The sequence below is a fragment of the Mycoplasmoides pirum ATCC 25960 genome (assembly GCF_000685905.1).
Lineage (GTDB): Bacteria > Bacillota_I > Bacilli_A > Mycoplasmatales > Mycoplasmoidaceae > Mycoplasmoides > Mycoplasmoides pirum.
Window position 1 is genome coordinate 434,964 of the sequence record NZ_JMKZ01000001.1, and the last position, 23,179, is coordinate 458,142.

General features: G+C 23.7%; 14 protein-coding genes. 12 read left to right on the top strand and 2 right to left on the bottom strand.

Annotation, left to right across the window (positions count from 1 at the left end; translation table 4 throughout):
- Positions 1-185 precede the first annotated feature (185 nt).
- The 4 genes from T397_RS0101930 to T397_RS0101945 all read left to right on the top strand — a co-directional run bounded on the left by T397_RS0101930 (position 186) and on the right by T397_RS0101945 (position 11,113).
- Positions 186-6,920 (top strand): hypothetical protein, encoded by a 6,735-nt coding sequence (locus tag T397_RS0101930; protein WP_027123994.1) that lies wholly within the window; start codon positions 186-188, stop codon positions 6,918-6,920.
- A gap of 32 nt (positions 6,921-6,952) precedes the next feature.
- The gene (locus tag T397_RS0101935; RefSeq protein WP_027123995.1) at positions 6,953-8,890 is read left to right on the top strand and encodes a hypothetical protein; all 1,938 of its coding nucleotides are present in this window, start codon (positions 6,953-6,955) and stop codon (positions 8,888-8,890) included.
- A 2-nt stretch (positions 8,891-8,892) separates the two neighbouring features.
- Positions 8,893-10,125 carry a hypothetical protein gene (locus T397_RS0101940; RefSeq protein ID WP_027123996.1) on the top strand — a complete coding sequence of 411 codons (1,233 nt, stop codon included), beginning with the start codon at positions 8,893-8,895 and terminating at the stop codon, positions 10,123-10,125.
- 67 nt (positions 10,126-10,192) lie between these two features.
- A complete protein-coding gene (locus tag T397_RS0101945) occupies positions 10,193-11,113 on the top strand; it encodes a hypothetical protein (protein ID WP_027123997.1) in 921 nt (306 codons plus the stop codon).
- A 75-nt stretch (positions 11,114-11,188) separates the two neighbouring features.
- Here the strand turns inward: T397_RS0101945 and T397_RS0101950 are convergent, their stop codons facing one another.
- The gene (locus T397_RS0101950) at positions 11,189-11,449 is read right to left on the bottom strand and encodes an MPN313 family protein (protein WP_027124281.1); all 261 of its coding nucleotides are present in this window, start codon (positions 11,447-11,449) and stop codon (positions 11,189-11,191) included.
- Positions 11,450-11,583: 134 nt separating this feature from the next.
- Between T397_RS0101950 and cdaM the strand changes: the two genes are divergently transcribed.
- Genes cdaM through T397_RS0101965 form a run of 3 tightly spaced genes read left to right on the top strand, consistent with a single transcriptional unit; the run spans position 11,584 to position 15,451 of the window.
- A complete protein-coding gene (gene cdaM / locus T397_RS0101955) occupies positions 11,584-12,201 on the top strand; it encodes a diadenylate cyclase CdaM (protein ID WP_027123999.1) in 618 nt (205 codons plus the stop codon).
- Between the two features lie 5 nt (positions 12,202-12,206).
- Positions 12,207-14,009, top strand: coding sequence for a translation elongation factor 4 (gene lepA / locus T397_RS0101960; RefSeq protein ID WP_027124000.1), 1,803 nt, complete (start codon positions 12,207-12,209; stop codon positions 14,007-14,009).
- A 2-nt stretch (positions 14,010-14,011) separates the two neighbouring features.
- Positions 14,012-15,451: an MFS transporter gene (locus T397_RS0101965; protein WP_027124001.1), complete on the top strand. Its 1,440-nt coding sequence runs from the start codon at positions 14,012-14,014 to the stop codon at positions 15,449-15,451.
- Here T397_RS0101965 and T397_RS0101970 read toward each other — a convergent pair.
- Positions 15,441-16,262 (bottom strand): hypothetical protein, encoded by an 822-nt coding sequence (locus T397_RS0101970; protein WP_027124002.1) that lies wholly within the window; start codon positions 16,260-16,262, stop codon positions 15,441-15,443. The two genes, T397_RS0101965 and T397_RS0101970, sit on opposite strands and share 11 nt — an antisense overlap.
- A 177-nt stretch (positions 16,263-16,439) precedes the next feature.
- Between T397_RS0101970 and T397_RS0101975 the strand changes: the two genes are divergently transcribed.
- From T397_RS0101975 to T397_RS0101995, 5 genes are all read left to right on the top strand, one after another.
- On the top strand, positions 16,440-16,760 hold the full coding sequence (locus T397_RS0101975; RefSeq protein ID WP_027124003.1) for an MPN207a family PTS transporter accessory protein: 321 nt from the start codon (positions 16,440-16,442) through the stop codon (positions 16,758-16,760).
- Positions 16,761-16,830: 70 nt separating this feature from the next.
- Complete coding sequence (locus tag T397_RS0101980; protein WP_027124004.1) at positions 16,831-19,488, top strand: PTS transporter subunit IIABC; 2,658 nt, start codon at positions 16,831-16,833, stop codon at positions 19,486-19,488.
- Between the two features lie 522 nt (positions 19,489-20,010).
- Complete coding sequence (locus tag T397_RS0101985) at positions 20,011-20,547, top strand: hypothetical protein (protein ID WP_027124005.1); 537 nt, start codon at positions 20,011-20,013, stop codon at positions 20,545-20,547.
- A gap of 104 nt (positions 20,548-20,651) precedes the next feature.
- Positions 20,652-22,832 (top strand): PTS fructose transporter subunit IIABC, encoded by a 2,181-nt coding sequence (locus T397_RS03905; protein ID WP_244874355.1) that lies wholly within the window; start codon positions 20,652-20,654, stop codon positions 22,830-22,832.
- The gene (locus T397_RS0101995; protein ID WP_027124006.1) at positions 22,801-23,178 is read left to right on the top strand and encodes a hypothetical protein; all 378 of its coding nucleotides are present in this window, start codon (positions 22,801-22,803) and stop codon (positions 23,176-23,178) included. The genes T397_RS03905 and T397_RS0101995 overlap by 32 nt, the downstream gene beginning before the upstream one ends.
- Position 23,179: the final 1 nt, after the last annotated feature.

Consider the following 23,179-nt stretch of genomic DNA (forward strand, 5'->3'; position numbering starts at 1 on the left):
TAAAAATCATTTGTTTAATTCATAATTTAGCAAAAATATTTAAATAATATATATAAATATATATTAAAATTATAAAGTATATTTTTATTTTAAAATTCTTTGAATTTTTAATAAGAATGATGTATAAATTTTTAGTTTTCTATAAAAAATAAAAAATTTTATTTTTTGGATAGATTATTAATAATATGGCTCAATCTAATAACACTAACTTTAATGAAAGAAAGCAAAAATCATTTAATCCCAATATTAATGATTATCAACAAAATATTCAAGAAAAAATTGGTAACAGTTTCAATAATTTTGAGCATAACAAAAATTTGTATAACAAAATAACTAATGATTTTAATAAATTAAATTTTTACAACAATGCAAAAAAAGAATTTAAATTAAATTTAAATCAGTATTCAAATTCTTTAGATTCAGTTTTAAAAAAAATTTATTATTTGTTTGACCGCAGATCAAACTATATTAATAATTTATTGCAAAAAGATTTAGAAGATTATCGTAAAGAATTTTTAATTGATGAATTAGAAAGAATTGAATTCGAAAATGATCAACTTCATCATTGTCAAAATGCTGCATTTGATATTATTAGAAAAAATGAAGAAAAATTTAATTATATTTCTTCTGAATTAAAACATGCTCAATATAAATTTGATGAAACAATAAAATCTGAAATTTCTAAAAATGAAATTTCTAATCTAGAACTTGATAAAAATTATCGACAATTATTTAATTTTTTAACAACGATATCTCAAAATTTATCAACAATTGATGTTCAAATTATTAATAAACAATTCAAAATTGATGAATTATTGCTAGATCAAAAAAATTCTATAAATTTCAGTCCAGATAAAAATAATTCTACAAATTTGCATAATTTGCAAAATGAGTTGAATACATTATTTAATCAAAAAAATGTTTTAATTTTTCAACTAGAAGAAATTAAAAAAAGTTTATTTGAAAATTCTTTTAAAATTAATGATCAAATAAATTATCTTGAGCAATTAATTTGTGAACATGAAGATAAATTAAAATTTTATTCAAATGAATTGTTGCATTCATATGATGATCTTATTGAATATAAAAGCAATATCATAAACAATAAAATTGATATTCATATTTTTGATTCATTTCATGCAATTTATAGATATATAGATGTACGAAATATAGAAATTGATAATATCATTGATAACATCCGTGTAACAATGGATGAAAATAGTGATCCACTATATAGTACATATTTTGTTAATGATGAAGCGAGTTCCAATTTATACGATGAAAAAGAATCTTTGGAATTGCAATTATATGCATTAGATTTAATTAAAGATGAATTAGTATTTAAAATCGATAATTTAACAAATTCTATACAAAATAAAATTGATGATATTCAAGATTTATTAAAAAATTCAAATGGCAAAATTTGAATGAAAAATTTTATTTCAAAAGTTAATAATATAAGAAACCTTGCTCAAAATTTTGATCAAAACTTTGAATCCAATAGTTTTGATGTTAAAAAATTTTTAAATGATAAAAAACAAGAAATTGATAGCTTGTTAATAAATGTTAATTCAAATTTAATCAATTTTAAAAATGATAATTTTAATGAAAATAAACTTAAAAATATTTTAATTGAATTAGAAGACTTAAAAAAAATAATTGATAATTTATTTAAAGTTTATTTTCAAACAAACAATGTTAATGTTTCAGATTTAATTAATCTTCAATCTGCAATTTCTAAAATTAGCATCATTTTAGAAAATTTAAATATTGTAAGTGATAATAATTTAAATAATTTTGATGAAAAATTAGATATTTTAGAAGAAAATTTCAAGAATCAAAAAATTTTATTTGAGAATTATGCTGAAGAAAAAATAAATAATCTTTATTATAAATTTTCAATATTGAAAGATGACTTATTAAAGTTAAAAAATTCTACTAATCAATTATTAAATAAACTTGATGATTCTTCTAACAAAATAGATTTTTCTAATGGTACAAATTCTACAATAAAAGAAGTATCCCATGATTTAGACTATATAAGAAAAGAATCTGAAAGCATTAATAAGAAAAATAAAGAATTCATGAAAGATTATGAAAATATAAATAAGGCTATAAATATTCTTGAAAACAAAATTAATGATAAACACAAAGAGTTGCATGATATTAAATCAATTGAAAAATATATTAATCAATCGTCATATGGTGGTAATTTAACTAATAATAATGCTAACTCAGATTCAATCAATTGAGCTTTAAAATTACAAAATCTTTCATCAAAAGCTGAAGTTTTAAGAAATTTAATGGATGAAAATAATTTAGTTAATTCACCGAAAAATGTAAATTTTGATAATAAAATTAAAATTTTTGATAAGCATCGGAAAAGCATAGATAATCTTTACAATGATTTTGAAAATAAAATAAATGGTTATAAAAATAGTTTAAATGCTTTGAAGAATCAAATAAAAGATTTAATAGATGCTAAGGACAATAATATAAGTGATTATTCACAAAAAACAAACAAACTTTTTGATTATGTTAACGATGAAATAAATAGAATAAATTTTGATAAGGAAATATTTTTTAATAAAATGAATAGCACATCAAAAGATATAAATGATAAGTTTGATACATTGGATAATAAAATTAATAATTTGATGCAAGAATTTAATTCTTTAAAGCAAACAAATAATTTAACACCAAATTTTACTTATGAAAATCAATTACAAAACATTTATAATAAACAACAAGATTTAATTTCTGAGAGAGATAAATTGCACTATGAGAAAAATTTGCTACTCAATAAATTGCGGCAATATGAAAATGAATTAAGAAATAGTGAAAAAAGAAGTAAAGAAATTCAAATGAACAAGCAACAAATTCTAAATGAAGAAATTCAACGTGATTACAATTTAAAAATGCATGAAATTCAAAATCTTATGAATAATCTTTCAAATGAAAGAAATAATTTTGAACGTTTCAAAAAAGATGAATTAGATAATTTGAAAAAACGATATGATGAACTTCAATATTCTCAACAACAAAATGATTTAATTCGTTTTAATTTAAATAATGATATAAGTGAATTTAATTCAAACATTGAAAATTATAAAAACAATAATCACTATGAATTAAATAAACAATTGTCTATTTTGCGAGAACGTCAAAAAGATTTAGAAACAAAAGAACATAATTTTGAATTGAAATATACTAATTTATTCAATGATTTAAAACAAATGCAAAATGAATTAGATAATCGTTCATTTGTATTGGCGTCCCAAGAACAATCTAATTATGAAAATTATGTTGCCCAACGTCAACGCGATTCTGAAATTAAAGAAATTTTAAGACGCATTGATAAAGAAAAAGAAAAATTATCTGCTGAAAAAAATAATTTCTTAAAAGATATGCATTATCAACAAATTAATTTAGATTTGCAACAACGAGAAATTGAAAAACAATCTGAAGATATTAAAAAACAATTTGATAGATTGCATAATTTGCAAAAAAATACTTCATTTCATAATTTGAAATTAAACCAAAAATTTGCTGATTTAGATAATAGACGTAAAGAAATCGAAAAAGCTAATTTAGATATTAACTATAAACGTGAACTTACATTAAGCAAATTACGTGAATTTGAAAAAGAATTATTAGAACGTTCTAAAAATGTTGATCAACGTCATGAAATTTTAAATAGAGAAATTTCTAAAAATGAAGAAATAAAAAAATTTAACATTCAAGAATCAGAAAAACTTCAACAAGCTTATTTTGATTTAATAAATGAACGTCATTTGTTTGATAGTGAACGTCAAAAAGCAATAGAAAAAATTGAAAATCAATATAATTCATTAAAGAATTTTGAATATGAAAATAATCGAATTCGTAATGATTTAAATCAAGATTATCAAAATTTAACCTATCTAAAGCAAACCACTGAATCTGAAAAATTGGATTTAGAAAAAAAGAGTAAAGAATTATTAGACAAACAAGAAAAATTAAATGTTAAAGAAAAAGAATTAGCAAATCAACGTTCTTATTTATTTAATTTGATTAAAAACACAAAAATCGAATTATCAAAACAAAACAATGATTTAATTCAAAAAGAAAATTTAATTTCAAGCAAAATGGAAGAGCAAAAAAATAAAGATAAAGAAATTGAAGAAATATTAAAAAGATTAGAACAAGAACAAATTCGATTTGATAAGGAACGTAATGAAGAAATAAACTGAATTCGTTCAGAACAAACAGAATTAAACAATCGTCAATTATTATTAGATGAACAATCAAGAGAAATTCAAAATCAATTTGCTAAATTAAATGAATTAAAACAAAAAACATTGATAACTAAACAAAAATACGATCAAGATGTTCGTGCTTTAGAACAACAACAAAATGAAGTTAAGAAAGAAATTCATAAACTAGAAAATTACCGTCAAAATGTTTTAAATCAATTAAAAAATTTAGAACACAAATTAGCTTATAAAGAACAATTAATTCAAATTGAAAAAGAACGTTTGCAAAAAGTTGATGTAGATCAAACGGCAAAATCTAAAGAACTAGAACAAGCATTGCAATCATTAAATGTAGAACGTAGTGAATTTGATGCTAAACGCAATGAAGAATTAAATAGAATTAATGCTGAATATTGAAAAATTGAACAACGAGAATTTCAATTAGATAAAAAGAACAAGCAATTAAGTGAAAAAGAAGAAAAATTATCTTCTAAACATTCACAATTTTTCAATTTAGTTAATGCAACTAAAAATGAATTAGCAAACCAAAAAGAAAAATTATTTGAAAAAGAACAATTACTTTTACTTAAAAACAAAGAACAAATTCAGAAAGATAATGAAATTAAAGATATTTTAAAACGTTTAGAAAGTCAAAAAAATGAATTTGATAAAGAACGTAACGAAGAAATAAACTGAATTCGTTCAGAACAAATAGAATTAGACAATCGCCAATTATTCTTAGATGAACAATCAAAGAAAATTAAAAATCAATTTGCTAAATTAAATGAATTAAAACAAAAAACACTGATAACTAAACAAAAATATGATCAAAATGTTCTTGTTTTAGAACGACAACAAAATGAAATTAATAATCAAGTTCATAAATTGGAAGTTTATCGCCAAAATGTTTTAAATCAATTAAAAAATTTAGAACACAAATTAGCTTACAAAAAGAAAGCAATTCAAATTGAAAAAGAACGTTTACAAAAAATTGATGCAGACCAAGCTATTAAATCTAAAGAACTAGAACAAGCGTTGCAATCACTAAATGCACAACGTGGTGAATTTGATGCTAAACGCAATGAAGAATTAGATAAAATTAACGCTGAATATCGCAAAATTGAAAAACGTGAATTAGAATTAAATGAAAAAAATAAACAATTAGAAGAAAAAACTTCTAAATTGGATGATCGTAAAAATTCTATTTTCACAAATGAATTACGTTTAAAACACCAATATGAACAGTGTTTGATTTTGAAACAAAATATTGTTTTAGAACAAAACAAGTTAAATGAAGCTAAAAAAAGAGCTATAAAAAATTTACAAAAATTTAATAAAGAACTTAAAGATAAAAAGAATAAATTAAATTCTTTATACAAAAAAGTTAGAGAAGTTGATTATCAGCAAAAACTTAAGCAACAAGAAATTGAATCAACATTGAAACAACATAATAACGATGTTAATAATTTAAATAAAATTCAAGAAACTTTAAAAGAAAAAGAAGAAAAATTTGAAAAACAAAAACAACAAAAAATTAAATATTTAAATAAAATTTATAGAGCATTAGCACAGCGTGAGTCAGATTTAGAATTAGTTAGAAATGAATTGATTGAACATAAAAATAATTTGGATTTAAAATTTAAAGAATTTGAAGAAGAAAAGAAAAAAAATATTGAATTAAATAATACAAATCACATTCACCATCACCACAACATTAAAGGAGATCATTCAATGCATAATAACTCAGAATTCAATAATAATTGTCAATTGTGTTGTCAACATCAATTACAAAATCATCAAGATTCAAATAATAATTTTATGAACCCAGTGGTTCAAATGCAACGTTTAATTCAACAACAGCAAATTCAAATGTTAAAGCAACAACATCGTTTTGAAATAGCTGAAGCAAATAAACGTCGCGAAGAAACTGAAAATAAATTAAAAGAACTTGTTGAAATGCAAAAAATGAAGTTGCAAAAAGAAGAATCAAATAAAATAATTCGTGAAAAAGAAAATGCTTTAAATAAGTTATTACGTGCTTTAGCTTATGACACTCGTTCTAAATTTAAAGAAATGAATCGTGTTTTATTGGAATTAAAAGAAAACAAAAATTTTCAAAAAAATGAAATCGATTTAGAAACATTAGAACACAAAAAAGTAAATGAAAAAAATGATAAATTATTAGAAGAAATTAAAAATATTCTTGCTTCACAAATGAACAAAATTAATGAAGAACGTGAAGCATTAATAAAAGAATACAATTTAAAAGATCAAGAACGTGTTCGTGAACTTGAAAATAAAGAACGAGATTTAAAAGAAATGATTGTTGAAATGAGAAATAATTTTAATAATCAATTACTTATGATGAATAATGATAAAAATCGTTTAACTGAAAAAATGTTGCAATATAAAACTTTACTTAATCAACAAAGATTGCAACAAAATAATAATGTAAATAATAATAATAATGTAGATGAAGCTAAAAATATTTTAGAAGAAACAAAAAAAATTTTAGCTAAAGAAAGACAAAGATATACTCAAGAACGTGAACAAATTATTCACAATAATTATTTAAACGATTTGGCAAAAAAAAATAAAGCAAAAAATATTCAAACCGAAAAACAAATGCAAATACAAAAACTAACAGACGAAATTAAAAGTATTAAAGATTTGTTAGATAATTAATAACTTTTAAAATTTATTAAATAGGAAAGACTATGAATTCGAATCAAAATTTTAATGTAGATTTAAATGATAAAGATCAAATTTTATCCACAATTGCTAAAGAAATAAGTGCTATTCAAAAAGAGCATAGTCTTTCACTTGATGCGTTGCGCAAAAATTTAGTAAGTTATGATTATGAAGGATTAACATTAAATCACTATAATCCAAAAATTTTAAAATTGAAAAATGAATTGTCACTATTAAAAGCTAAATTAAATGAAAAAGAAAATAATCAAGCTAAAAAAATTAGTTATTTAATTGATGAATTTAATATTAATTTTGAAGAAATATCATTGCAAATTAATTTGACAATGAATTCAATTAAATTGAAATATGAAATTTTAAAAGAAAATCATTTTCAATCTATTGATGAAATTGAAAAAATTTTAGAAGAAGTTAATAATTTAAAAAATCAATTTAAAAATTCATGATTTAAAAATTTAAATAAAATTTCTGATAACTTATCATTAGTTATTTCTCGTGCTAATCACCGAGTTTTAAAAAAGATAACACCTTATGTTGAAGCTATATTTTCAGATAGCATTATGTCTGATATTTTATCTAATGATATTATTATTAAAAAATATATCGCAAATTGTAATGAAAAATTAATAACACAATATAAAGAGTTAGAAAATTTATCGATTTATTTAAATGAAATGAAAGCTACTAATATTGTTTATGAACAAGAATTAGCAACTACAACTAAAAATGAAACTTTAGATAATATTGATAATCCACCCTTTGTTACAACAATAGCGGCAAATGAAGAAATTAATAATAAATTGTCTAACGAGATTCAAGATATAAAAAATATTATTGAAAATGAATTAACAGAAATTCAAAGAGCAAATTTAGAACGCGAAAATAAGTGACAAATTTTTTTAGAAAATGAACGTGCTAAGCATAAAGAATTATTAGAACAAATTAGATTAGATTATCACAATTCTTTATTAAATGAACAACGCAATATGATTAATCAAATTAATAATGCAATTGATGAACAATCACAACAAATAATTAATAAGGAATTATCAGTTGACCACACTGATTTAGATGAAATATATGACAAAATTTCTAAAGAACATCAAGAAATATTTAATGAAAATATAAAAAACAAGCAAAATTTATTAGAAAAAGAAATTGCTAATTTAAACTATAATGTTGAATCAAGAATTAATAACAAATTAGAAGAATTAAATGCAGAACAAGAATCATTATTAAATAAAAAGAATTCTTATTTAGAAGAATTAAAAAATAAAATAAACTTAATTCGTAAAGCAACAATCAAAAATAATATAGAAAATTCTGTTTTTGATAATAATTTGGTTAACAAAATCAATTTAATTCAAAAAGAAATTAAAGAAAATCCATATACTAGCGCAATAAATTTTAAAAATTATTCTAGTCCTTTCTTAAGCGAAAAAGAAAAATTAGAAATTAAGGATCAAATAAAAAATTCACCTAATCAAGATTTAATAAATTCATTAACAAATGAAATAACTGATCGAATTTTAAGTAAATTTAATAGTGAAGTTGAAAAAATTCGCTTACAAAATAAATTTATAAATAATAATTTTGATTCATTAAATTCTGAATTATATGCAAATGCTACATTGCCACAAACACCTATGATGATGCCACCATTATTTGATCCTCAATATTTAAATAATCAATTTTTATGACAAGATCCACAAATTCCATTAAATGATGAAATGATTAATAATTTAAATAATTTTTCAAATTTAGATTCGCAAAATCACGAGCAAGATAAAGTAGAAAATCCTTCTGAAGTTAAAATGGTTAGAAAAGTAAAATTTGTTGGTTCTGATGATAAGCATCACGGAAGATTATCAAGTGAAGACATTAGAAAATATGCTAATTCAATAATTAGTATAAATAGAAAAAAAATTTTAAAGAGCAATAGTTAATTATGATTTTATCTGAAGAGAAATTGATATCATATTTAAATTCCAATCATAGAGGAACAAAAAATTTTAATCAAAGTTTATTAGTTGATAAACTATATGCAAGTGGTAAAAAAAATAAAGTAATTTCAATTCACAATCTTTCTACGTTAAAAGATGCTTCTATTACTTGCTTACATTTATTAAAAAAATATTTAAGTTCAAATCAAAAAAATTTATATTTATCCTTTTATGATGTAAACAAAACAGAAAAATATGATGTTGAAGAATATCAAAAATTAATTGAACATATTAAATTGGCACCATCTAATAAAAAACATGTTTTAGTTATTAATCAATTTAATACATTTAGCAATATTTCTTGATGAATTAAAGAATTCAACAAATTATCTAAAAAATATAATTTAGTTATTTTTTTAATGTTAAATGAATTAGGTTTTTTATTTAAAAATACATACAAACGTTTAAATATTCCAATATTTGTTCTTTATTCCGAAACATTTAATAATTATCTTCAAAATCATTCAAGAAACAACATTAATTTTGACACTTATTTAAAATTTTTAAATAGTAAAATCCTCAATTTAGAATTAGAAGAAAATACAAATTTAGCTAATCAAATTATTAAAAAAATAATTAGCATTTTATGATTTGATTTAGAAAAAAATCAAAAAAAGCGTTCAGATATTCATTCATGCTTAGAATTATTAAGATATGTTGCATTTGCTAATGAATCATTATTTGATTTAGATAAATTGTCAATTTTATTAAAAATTAATATTCAAGAAATTAAAAATCTTTTAAAAATTTTAGAAGAAACAAAAATTATTCATACATTATCAGTAATCAATAAAGATTTAATTAAAACATTGCCAAATCACATTTATATTGTTTTTTATGATCCAATTTATTATTTTGCATTCAATAATGCATTAAAGACTGATGTAATTGAATTAAAATTATGAATTAGTGCTTTCTTAAATGCGCTTGATTCTAGAAATAAATTATGTCTAGTTCAAGATTTTTATGTTCCACTTCATGAACAAGTTTCTTTATATAATTCAATAGATAATTCTTTTTATCAAATAGGTATAAGCAATAATCCATTAGGACCATTAATGACTTATATGAAAAATATAAAAGAAATTTCTAAAAATTTTCATTTTGAATTAAATAATTTACCTAATGTAATTTGTAATTATGAAAATCAAAAATGCAAAAATGTTCAAATAAATTAATATTTTGTTATCTTATTTAAGATATTATAATTTATGTGTAAAAGAAACTGCCAGGAATGATTTAATAATGAGTGCTACAAAAACTAAAAAAACAAATTCTAAAAATAAATCAAAATCATCATCTTCGTCATCAACAACAATAAAAAATAATAAAAAGTTATCTAAGAATAATAAGATGGCTAATATTTTAAATGTTTCTTTTGAAAAAATAATTGATGACACAATCACTCCTGAAGAAATTCAAAATATAAAAAGTTTTAAAGAAAAAAGAAAAATTATTGAAAATAATGAATTTAATGATTATGACAAAATAATAAAAGTTGATAACAAACAATTTAAAATCAAAAAAAACAAAGCTAAAACTACTGTGATTTCAGGATTTAAAATTAATATTGATCCTTTAAATAAAAATGTTTGTGATGATAATTTTTCTAAAAAAAAAATAAACGAAAACATAAATAATTTTAGTGAAGAAATTCATAATAATTTTCTTAATGAAGAAGTTGTTTCACCCGTTGAAGATTATAGTCAAAATTTAGATAAAGAATTTTTAAAAAATAATTTGGTTATTAATTCTATTTCTGATGATACAGCTGAAATATTAGATGCCGCACCAAATCAAAATATTTTTGTTCCATCCTACACTGTTCAAATTAATGATTCAAATGAAACTAATAATTTTACTAATTACGGAAATGAATTATTACAACAAAACCAAATGGCTTTAAACAATAATCCTATTTTAGAAAATATTTCTTCGAAAATTGATGCATTAATATCCACAACTCAAGAAATTAAAGATAATATGAATGATGATATTGATGATGAACATTTATTAGAATATTCTGAAAAATTTGATATAAATGAACCAGTTCCACCAACATTTATAAATGTCCCTATTCCACTTGAATTTCAAAACAATGCTTTGACACAAAAAAATGTTAAAGTAAATTTTGGTTTTAAAAGAAAAGAATTTTATAAAAAATAATCTTTTTATAAAAACAAAAAGTGCAACTTTTATTTTTTTAAAAAGTTACACTTAATTGTTTAATCTAAATTTATTTTATCCAAAAAACATAGCAGATTGTTTCGGCGTAAAACCGAATTTTAGAGCAATTTGCGAACTACTTGGATTATATTGATTATAATTTTTAGATCATGAATTATTATTTATTTGCTTTTCGTTGCTAGAAGTACAAGCGTTAATAATAGACATTATTGTACTAGTAAGTGTTTGAACTATTAAAGCCGCACCCATTGCAAAACTTCAAAATGATAAACCACCAATAATTTTTTTCTTATTGATTAAACTAATTTTTTTCATTTTTTCACCCCCCATATAATAAAGTGAGTAAAAACATATAAAATGATAAAAAAATTAATTTTTTTATTTCTTATTTAATTTATAATTAAATAAATTTTTTAGGTTTATTGATAAAAACTAAGGTTTCAATGTAAATGAGCGGTGCTGAAATTTTTTCATTGATAAGTGTTATATTATTATCAATTGCATTTTTGATATGAATTATCACAATATTTGCAAATCGAAATTTGCGTAATGGAATTATTGTAAGATTTAAAAAAATATTTCGTAAGCATCGCGATGTAACAAGTGACAAAGTATTTATTGATAATTTATCAAGTTCATTATTAAAATTGTCAAATGATAAAATTGGAGCTATTATTGCAATTGAATGTAATGATTCTTTAGATTTTTATATTAATCTTGGTTATAAAATCAAAGGAGATTTTTCACCAGAATTTATTATATCTGTTTTTTATAATAAAAATTCTGCATTACATGATGGTGCAATAATTGTTAGAAACAAAAATATTGTTTCTATTTCAAGTTATTTTCCTATGACACGTCAATTGTTAGATGTTTCATATGGAGCAAGACATCGTTCTGCTGTGGGTTTAAGTGAAAGAACTGATTCAATCATTTTTGTAGTTAGTGAAACTACAGGTCGAATTAGTGGTGTTAAAAATGGTATTATTCATAAATTATCGCAGAATTCTGATCGTTTAGTAGATGAAATAATTAAATTATTATCATTTCAAAAAAATGAAAAATAATTTTTATGGATAAAAAATATTTTAGAAATTTTAGTATTATTGCTCATATTGATCATGGAAAATCAACAGTTTCAGATCGTTTAATTGAATTTACTAATACGGTTGAATCTAGAGAAATGCAAAATCAATTATTAGATTCCATGGATATCGAAAGAGAAAGAGGCATTACAATAAAATTGAACGCTGTTCAATTGGCATATGTTTCTCCAAAAGATAATCAAAAATATTTATTTAATTTAATTGATACACCAGGTCATATTGATTTTACGTATGAAGTTTCTAGAAGTCTTGCAGCATGCGAGGGAGCATTATTGGTTGTTGATGCTTCACAAGGAGTAGAGGCACAAACATTATCAAATGTTTATTTAGCATTAGAAAATAATTTAGAAATTATTCCAGTTATTAACAAAATTGATTTGCCATCAGCTGATGTTGATAAAGTTAAAAAACAAATTGAAGAACAAATTGGAATAGATTGTTCAAATGCACCATTAATTTCAGCTAAAACAGGTTTAAATATTGAACAAGTTGTTGAAGCAATAGTTCGTGATATCCCGCCCCCTAAAGATGGCGATGATAATGCACCATTACAAGCATTAATTTTTGATTCATATTATGACTCTTATAAAGGTGCAGTTTGTTTCATTAGAATCAAAAATGGAACATTAAAAGCGGGTGACAAAATTTTAATGATGTCTAATAAATCTGTTTATGAAGTAACTGAGGTAGGAGTAAAAACTCCATATTTATCTAAACGTGATATTTTAGTTTCTGGTGAAGTTGGTTGATTTGCAGCAGCAATCAAAACAGTTCGCGATGTTAATGTAGGTGATACTATAACATATGCTAATAATCCAACAAAAGAAGCATTACCAGGTTATCGTAAAGTTATACCAATGGTTTTTGCTGGATTATATCCTGTTGACACTTCTGATTATCAATCATTAAAAACAGCAATGAATAAAATTGCTTTATCAGATGCAGCTTTAGAATATGAATATGAAACTTCACAAGCATTAGGTTTTGGAATAAGATGTGGATTTTTAGGTTTGTTGCATATGGATGTAATTCGCGAACGAATTGTTCGTGAATATAATATTCCTTTAATTGTTACAGCACCTTCAGTAAAATATCAAGTTTTATTAACCAATAATGAGACAGAATTAGTTGATAATCCAGCTAATTTTCCTGATCGTACAAGAATTAAAAAAATTCTTGAACCATATGTTAAAGTTATTATTTCAACTCCAGATGAATATTTAGGTAGCATTATGGAATTGTGTCAAAATTTCCGTGGTAATTATTTAGAATTACAAGAAGTAGATTCGGTTCGAAAAAAAATTATTTATGAAATGCCACTGGCTGAAATTATTTATAGTTTTTTTGATAAACTAAAATCTATTTCAAAAGGATATGCGAGTTTAGATTATGAATTGACAGGATATCAAGAATCTAAATTAGTTAAAGTTGATATTTTATTAAATAATCAAAAAGTAGATGCATTATCATTTATTAGTCATCAAGATTTTGCATATGAAAAAGGTAAAAAGATTTGTGAAAAATTAAAGGATTTAGTTCCAAAGCATTTATTTGAAATACCTATTCAAGCAGCAATAGGATCTAAAATTATTAGTCGCGAAACAATTAAAGCTTTAAGAAAAAATGTTTTAGCTAAATGTTATGGTGGCGATGTTAGTAGAAAGAAAAAATTATTAGAACAACAAAAAGAAGGTAAGAAAAAAATGAAAGCTATTGGGAGTGTAGAAGTTCCTCAAGAAACTTTTGGAAAACTTTTACAAGATGATTAATTATGAATTTAGTTTTCAATAATATTATTTATGAAACAACAAAAGAAATAAATTATATTTCATTAGCTATAAATTTATCAATTTTTTTATTGATTTTAATTGCATCTATTGTTTTGTTAACCAAAATAAAACTTGATGCACCAGGATATAAATTATTATTTGTTTTTTATACATTTTTTTGATTTCCTTTAATGTTAGTTCGTTCATATCGAGGAACATTAAATAATGATTTGGAAATTGATAAATCTTTATTGTGAGTTCCATTAACTGTTTATGGATTAGTTGGTATTTTTATTAGACCATTATTTGATTTTTTAGGTGTTCATTTTAGATCACGAAAAATAATAGTTTACATTTCGCTTGGTTTGCAAATTTTAACCTTCATTCCTTTAATCATAATTCCAAGTTTTGCAACAAATATTATCCAAGCTATAGGTGTTGGTATTGGAGCTAGTTGTATTGGAACATTTAGTTTATGATTTAATGAACAACATGCTAAAACTAAACCGTTTTTAACTATTTCTATTTTATCTTTACCACCCTTATTGGCCGATTTTTTAGCATCGCCAATTCAATCAATAATTAGAAGTGTAGCACCATATGGTTCAAATCCTGGTGCAAGCATTCATGCTGATCCAAATTTTATGAAATATTTATGAGTAATTGCTTTAGTTGTTATTTTCATTAATTGTTTTATTGGATATTTTTTAAAAGAAAACCGCAATAATGTAGGTTTAAGTATTGAAGTTTCAAAAAAGAAATTAATAACAACCAATAGAGATTGAATAGTTTTGGTTGGAATAATTTTAGTAGGTGCAAGCATTGATTTCACAAAATTTGCAACAGGAGATTCTATTGCAACTTTAACTATTCAAGATATTGGTGGCGCAGAAAATACTGCACCTTTTGAAGGATATGTTTCAGCCATTTTTAGTGGGTTTCAATTAATGGGTGGAATTTTGATGGGATTAGTTTTAACTAAATATGTAAGTAAAAACCTTATTTATATTTTTGGAGCAATGTTTTTTATTTTTTATAACATGTCAACTATATTAATTACTCAACAAAATTACCCTAATCAAATTTCAGGTGCAATAGCTTTTTTAGGTATTCAATTCTTAAATGGATTTGGTTTTGGGATTTTATACAACTTATTAATAGCGCATGTATTATCTTTAAGTTTTAAAACCAAAAAATTTAGTCCGTTAGGTTTATATCAATCTTTTGCATCATTAAGTATTGCTTGCGGAACTTTTTTTACTTCGTTTATTAAAGGTTTTTTTCAACAATTAGATTACGCATATGTAGTTTTAGTAATTAGTTCCATTTTAATTGGTATTACTATATTAATGGGAATAGTTTATTATTTTGTTAATTATTTGGAAGTTAACTGTAATCACAAAGAATTATGAAAAATTAATTTTAAAAAAATTATTCAATAATTTTTAATCGAAGGTATGTTCGATCATCAAATGATTTAAAATTTTTGTTTTTACCTTTGGCAGCCAAAAAATCTTTATAACATTCAGGATCAATAAACAAATAATCTTTTAAATATTTTTCACTTGCTTTAAGAGTATTTTTAAGTTTGATGTATCCATCTGAAGCTAGTACAATTTCATCTGCTTTTTTAACTTTATGAACAATTGTTAATTTATGATTTAGTTTTAATCCATTAATTACAGGAAAACCAAATGGTCTTTCTAAATTCGCAAAAAAAGATTGTTTTGTTAAAAAATCTAAAATAACTTGTCGCCCAAACTCATTTCTTTTTTCTTTTGAAATTTTAATCGCTTTTAAATCTACTAATCTTAAATAAAAACTTCTTAATCCTGTTGAAATCAAATCAATGAATTTACCATGATCATATAATTTGTTGTTAATCAAAATAGGACAATCACCATAACTTACTACTTCTTTTGAAACATCATTGTAATAAACAACTCCGGCTTGCAATTGTTCTTCAGGGTGTTCATAAAAAAATTTTTCTTTATTTTTGTATTCTAAATTTAGTGCATGATTAATATGTTCAATAATTTTTTTATTAGATCAATTTGGGTCAACTGTTTTAAAAGCTTTTAGTATTAATTCTTTTGCAAATCAACCACTAGTTTTATTGTTTTTTCATTTGATTTTGCCCTTAGGTGTTCCTCCATCAACTACAGCAACTAATTTATCAGAAATAAAATAACCATCCTCACAATCAATTTGATTCTTTTTTCCAATCATTGATTTTTCAATTAATTTGATCATAATTTACCTAATTGTTAAATATTTTTTAATTTAGTTTTTTTTCTATTTGTTTTCTTATTAGAAAAATAATACTATTTCAGTATTAGATATATGTGTTAATTTGTTAAAATAAGTTTGTAGTTGGATTACTTTTTTGAAAAAATAAGTTCTAATAACTACATTTAAAAAATAATTAATATGAATTTAATCAAATCAACATTGCTTATTGCAATTAAAAATGCAACTGGTCATATATCCAGTTCAACTTCAATTATTCTTTGAATAGTTACAGCTATTTTTATTGCAATTGCACTTGTTAGTTATGTATTAAGTTATATATTTTATAGAAAAAGATCAATAGAAAGTAAAACCGATATTACCGCATCAGAATTATTTGAATTTTCTCATTCAAAATCTAAAAATTGATGAATCAAATATAGAACTAGTGGATTTTTCTGCTTAGGAATATTATTTACAATGCTTGCTATTGGAGGAATTATCTTTATTACATCATATTAATAATTATTTAATTACATTTTGTTTAGAAGCATCAAATTTAAAAATAATTTAATAATAAGGAGAATCGTTTGTGAGCAGATCAACTCAAGTTGGAATCAATATAAAAAAACGATTTAAATTTAAAAAACCTAAAAAAGGCGCTGGTAAAGAATTCATTGGTAAATTATCGCAAGGATTAATGATGCCAATTGCTGTTTTACCAATTGCTGGTTTATTGCTAGGTATTGGAGCAGCTATTGCTACTAATGCTGGAACTAACGAAGCATTAAAAGTATTTGGTTTATTTATGAAAAATGCAGGAGATTTTGTTTTTGGAAATCTTTCTGTATTATTTGCTGTAGCGATTGCGATTGCGTTCACTAAAGATGCTGGTGTAGCTGCATTATCAGCATTAATTGCCTGAATATCATTTAACGGGATGCAAAGTGCTTTAATTATTCCTGAAGCAAATGGAACTTTTTCAATGTTATATTGAACAGGTTTGCCTGCTGCTGTTTTTGGAACAAATGTTGGTATTAATTCTTTACAAACTTCTGTATTTGGTGGTGCAATAGTTGGATCTATAGTTGCTGCATTATATAACCGTTTTTATCAAATTCAAATGCCTAAAATTTTAGGATTTTTTTCTGGTACAAGATTTGTTCCAATTATTTCATTAATTGCAATGATTCCATTGGCACTTATATTTGCAATGATATGACCTGGAATTGGATTAGGACTTAATTATATAGGTATTGGTTTAGGTACTCTTGGTGCGAATGGTGGTATTAATGCATTTATTTTTGGTTATATTGAAAGAGCTTTAGTTCCAACAGGATTACATCACGCTTTCTATTCTCCACTATGATATACATCAGCTGGTGGTAGTATGAATAATGTTAATGACATTTCTCCATTCATTCATGTTGGTGGACAAGTATATGCTGTAACTGGTGTTATGATTAATGGAGAACGATTTATGTTTGCTGATCATAATATAACTGATCCAAGATGAATTGATATTATTAAGCAATTAAATAATGGTACATTCAACACCGATGAATGAGGTGGCGACCAAAGATTATGATTTGCTTTAAATAGTAATTTAATTAATAAGCAATTAATTTTAGGTGGATACACAGGTGGCGGTGGCTCTCAAGGTGATTTATATACAATGACATTTACCACTTTTGCAGAAAACACTTGAAATATAGGATTTAGCAATATTGGTGCAGTTGTTCCAACTAATAGTGCTTTAACTTATGAAGCAATTAAAGGTGCTCCTGTAGCATTCAGTCATGAAAATTTCAAAGTTGCATTTCCTGGTGTAAACCCTGGACAATATGAACAAGGTAAATTTCCATTCATGATCTTTGGTTTACCAGCTGCTGCTGGTGCTATGGTTATGGCTGCTCCTAAAACTAACCGAAAATATGCAATGTCAATTATTGGTTCAGCTGCATTAACTTCATTCTTAACAGGAATAACTGAACCATTAGAATTTACATTCTTATTCTTAGCGCCTTGATTATATTGAGGTGTTCATGCTGTTTTATGTGCATTTAGTTTCTGATTCATGTCATTATTTGGTGCAAATTTAGGTATGACATTTAGTGGTGGTTTCATCGACTTTACAATTTATGGAATTGTTCCTGATGCATTAGGAAGCAATGTTCATAGTTGAGCTGCAGTTATTATTGGTATAGTTTATATTCCTATTTATTTCATGTTGTTCTATTTCTTGGTTAAACGCTTTGATTTGAAAACACCTGGACGTGGTGGTGAATTAATAACTAAAAAACAATATTTTGCATCTAAAGATAAAAATGCAAATCAACAAGTAGATGAATCAATTACAAACAATAAAACAGATTTCACACACACTCAATATACTGCATATAAATTAATTGATGCATTTGGTGGTTTTGAAAATATAGGTGCTGTTAATGCATGTATTACCAAATTACGTGTTAACTTCAAAGAGAAAAACAAAATTAATGAAGCACTAATTAAAGAATTAGGTGCACAAGGTATTATTTATCCAAGCGAAGTTTTAGCACATGCTATTTTTGGTACTGATAGTGAACCAATTAAAACTCAAATGAATATTATTATTAAACGAGAAATAAATATCGAAGCATTAAAGAAATTTGTTGAAATGGTTGATAATCATGAAGAACCTAAAGAAAATAATGTTTCAAATAATGTAAATAATCTAACTGAATCTGAAAATAAACAATTATTAGATGAAATGATTATTTATGCTCCAATGTCTGGAACACTTGTTAAGTCTTCAGAGATTAATGATAAAACTTTTGCTGATGAATTAATTGGCCAAGGTGCAGCAATCAAACCTAATGATTCACACATTGTTTCACCATGAAAACAAGATGCCACTGTTAGTCTTGCATTTAATACAGGACATGCTTATGTTGTTGAAGCTAATGGTATTAAAATTATGATCCATATTGGGATTGATACTGTTAGTTTAAATAGTAACAATAATAACTTAAATGATTTAGTTGGCTTTAAACCATATGTTAAAACAGAAGATAAAATTAATTCATTTGCAAAATTAGTTGATGCTGATTTTGATTTAATCAAGAATAAGAATTTAGATACAATTACTCCAATTATCTTATTATCTGAAAGTGAAAATTTATCTAAATATAATTTAACAGTAATTCCACAATATGGAAGTGAAATCAAAGTTAATGATCCATTGTTTAAATTAACTTTAAAGTATTAATTTAATTAGATATAAATTAAACAAAAATAATGGTTGTTTCTAAACGACCATTATTTTTTATGTTATATGTGTTATTTTTTAAGTTATTTTTAATAAATATTATTATTTAATAAAATCAAATATTTTTTAATTATTAACTAAACAAAAAAATAAAAGTTATTTCATGTCAAAAAATGACTATTTTTAAATTACCATTTTAGATTGTTTTACAAAAATTATTCTTTTAATTTTTTAACTAAATTGTTAAATTTATTTTTAATATTTAGTATTCTTGTTCAAAACATGATTATTTAATTTTTTTTAAATCAAATTGCCATTTAGATTTTTAATTTTTCTCTAAAACTAAAAACATGTTTTTTATATTCTTTAACAATTTTAGTTAATTTTTATTTGATAATTTTTTAGATATATATAAGTTTTTTTAAAGTATAACTATAACTACTTTAAAAAATTTAATTGTTATTAATTAAATAAATAAAATGAATAATTAATTAAAAGTGTCAAAATTGTGTAAATAAAATTATGAAAAATAAAAAAACAAGGCAATATAAATCAACAGATGCTTGCGCTTACCCATATTTATATGAAACAAGTATGAAAGTTGATTATGAATTAATTACTGATGAAATTGCTTGTTATATTGGTTATTTAACAAGTTTTGTAAAAGAAAAAAAATTACATCGTGATTTAATTTGATTAACTGAATTGGCATGACATATAAACGGTTCAATACGAGGAAAAAACATAATTGATAAAAAAATTTATGAAAAAATTCTAAATTTGTATAAATTTTATAAAACAAAAATAAAATCAAATTTAAAACAATTTGTGTTGCCTATTGGGAATTCTAGTTCATGTATTGCTGAAATTATTAGATGCTTATTTAAAAAAGCAGTTAGAACAACACATAAATTAAGTATTAATGAATCTAATTTAAAAATATCTGATTTGATTTTTGATAGTTTAAATTTACTATCTAATCTTTTTAATTATATTGCAATTTATCTTAGAGAAAAAAATCAAGATCAAGTTGTAACTTTTAAATCAAAATCTTATTAATTTAAATTTTAAAAATTTTTGTGTTTTTCATTATTTTGATAATAAATTAATATTCAACTTTAATTGATATAATAAAAATTGTTGTATTACTTAAAAAATATAACATGTTTACAATATGAGGTTGTAGAATGATTAATTTCACAAACCGGTGTATTGAATTTAATATTGATGCCGGTTCTAAAAATGATGCGTTAAAAAAAATAGCTTCAATTGCTCATCAATTAGAAATAACAAATAATTTAGATGAATTATATGAAGCTTTCATTAGAAGAGAAAAAGAATCATCAACTGGATTTGAAAAAGGATTTGCAGTTCCACACGCAAGAGATAATTGTGTAAAAAAATCAAGTTTAATGTATGTAAGATTTAAAAATCCAATTGATTGAGAAGCATTAGATGGTCAAAAGACTCAACATTGTTTTGTTATTATGATTCCAAAAGATGAACAAAATAATGAACATATTGACATGCTTAGCAAAATTTCAGTTGCTTTAATGAATGAAAAATTTATTAATGAAATATCAACAACAAACTCAACTGAAGAAGCATATAAGATTATTAGTGATTATATGAATATTAATTCTAATAATCAAAATAATAATGAAACTATTGTTCAATCTAAAGAACATAATAATACAAGAAATATTTTAGCTATAACTGCTTGTCCTGTTGGAGTTGCGCACACTTATTTGGCTGCTGAAAAATTAATGGCCGCAGCAAAAGAAAATGGTTGAAATATTAAAGTTGAAACTCATGGATCAAGTGGAATAAAAAATCATTTCACTGATGATGAAATTAAAAATGCAGATTTAATTATAATTGCTGCTGATATTGGAATTGATACTGATCGATTTTATAACAAAAAAGTTTATAAATCAGCAATTAAACCAGCAATTCATAAACCTGTTGAATTAATTAATGAAGCATATGAAAATGCAACATTAATAACAAATAGTACATCAAATAATCAAAATCAAACAAAATCTTTTGGATCTAAAAAACAAAAAGAAAATTTGATGAAACATATTTTAAGTGGAATAAGTTATATGATTCCATTTGTAATGTTGGGTGGAGTTTGTATTGCATTATCAATTGGTATCGGAAAACTAATTTATGGTCAAAATGCAGACATTTCACAAATTCAAGGTGATTTCTTATATTATTTAAATCACGTTGGATCAATAGCATTTACATTAATGATTGGTGTTTTAGGTGCATATATTGCAAATAGTATTGCAGGAAGATCAGCAATTGCTCCGGCATTTATTGTAAGTGTACTAGGTAATACTGCTAGTGCAATATTTAGTTTTGGTGGTATTCAAGTTCAAACTGCTATGGGATTCATTGGATCATTATTATTTGGTATATCAATAGGTTATACAGTCAAATGAATGAACACTTGAAATGTTCCTAAATCAATTAGTCCAATTATGCCAATTTTTGTTATTCCATTAGGTGTTGGTATTTTCTATTCATTAATTGCTATTTTTGTAATTGGAGCTCCAATTGCTTGAATTATGGGTCAATTTATTAATGCCTTAGAAAGTGTATTTAAACAACAAGATGGTGCTGTTAATGCAGTTTCATTAGGTGTAAGTATTGGAATTGGTTTTGTAATTGGTGCAATGGCGGGATTTGATATGGGTGGTCCAATTAATAAAGTTGCATTCTTAACATGTACAACTTTAATTACTTCGCAAATTTATGAACCAATGGGGATGATTGCTGCAGCAATCCCTGTAGCTCCTTTGGGTATGGGATTATGTACATTAATCTTTAGACATAAATTTGATGAACAAGAAAAATCACTTGGCGTAAGCGCGATTATTATGGGATTCATAGGTATTAGCGAAGGAGCAATTCCGTTTGCTGTATCAGATCCTAAAAAAGCAATACCATGTAATGTTATAGGTAGCGCTATTGCTGGTGCTATTGCTGCAGCATTTAGCGTTACTTGTGCAGCGGGTCATGGTGGTCCAATTGTAGCAATCTTAGGTGCAATTGGAAGTGGTAATGATGTTTATGGCATTGCTGGCGGAATAGGTTTCTTCTTTTTAGCTATTGTTATTGGTACAGCTATAACTTGTACTTTATATGGTTTAATTAGAAACCGTGAAATTAGTTCTTTATTCAAAAAAAGTAAAGATAAAAATCAACAAACAAATGAAAATTTTAACAATCAAGTATCAATGAATAATATTGTTTATCCTGAAACTAATTTAGTTAAAAATCAATACTTCAAGAGACATCACTATGAAAAAATCAAAACAATCAAAAACTTCTAGAACTAATTATTTTTCAAATGAAAGATTAGCGAAGACCAGATTTATTCAAATGCATAAGCATTACGATAAACCATGAAATGTAATTATTTTTTATGTTATTGTTTTTTTAACTTTGGCTTTTGCAATAATTGGAATTACATTAACTGTTTTGGGGAATAATACTTATTTAGAATTTGTTAGAATTCAAAAAGAAATTATTGGACCTAATCCACCTAGTCCAACACCCCAATTACCTGATATTACAATGTTTAATTTTGGTTTATTTAGTATTGTATTTTCAATCTTATTAATTATTGCATCAGTTTTATTTGGAAATTCAACATTTAACAAAAAAATTCAAAATTAAA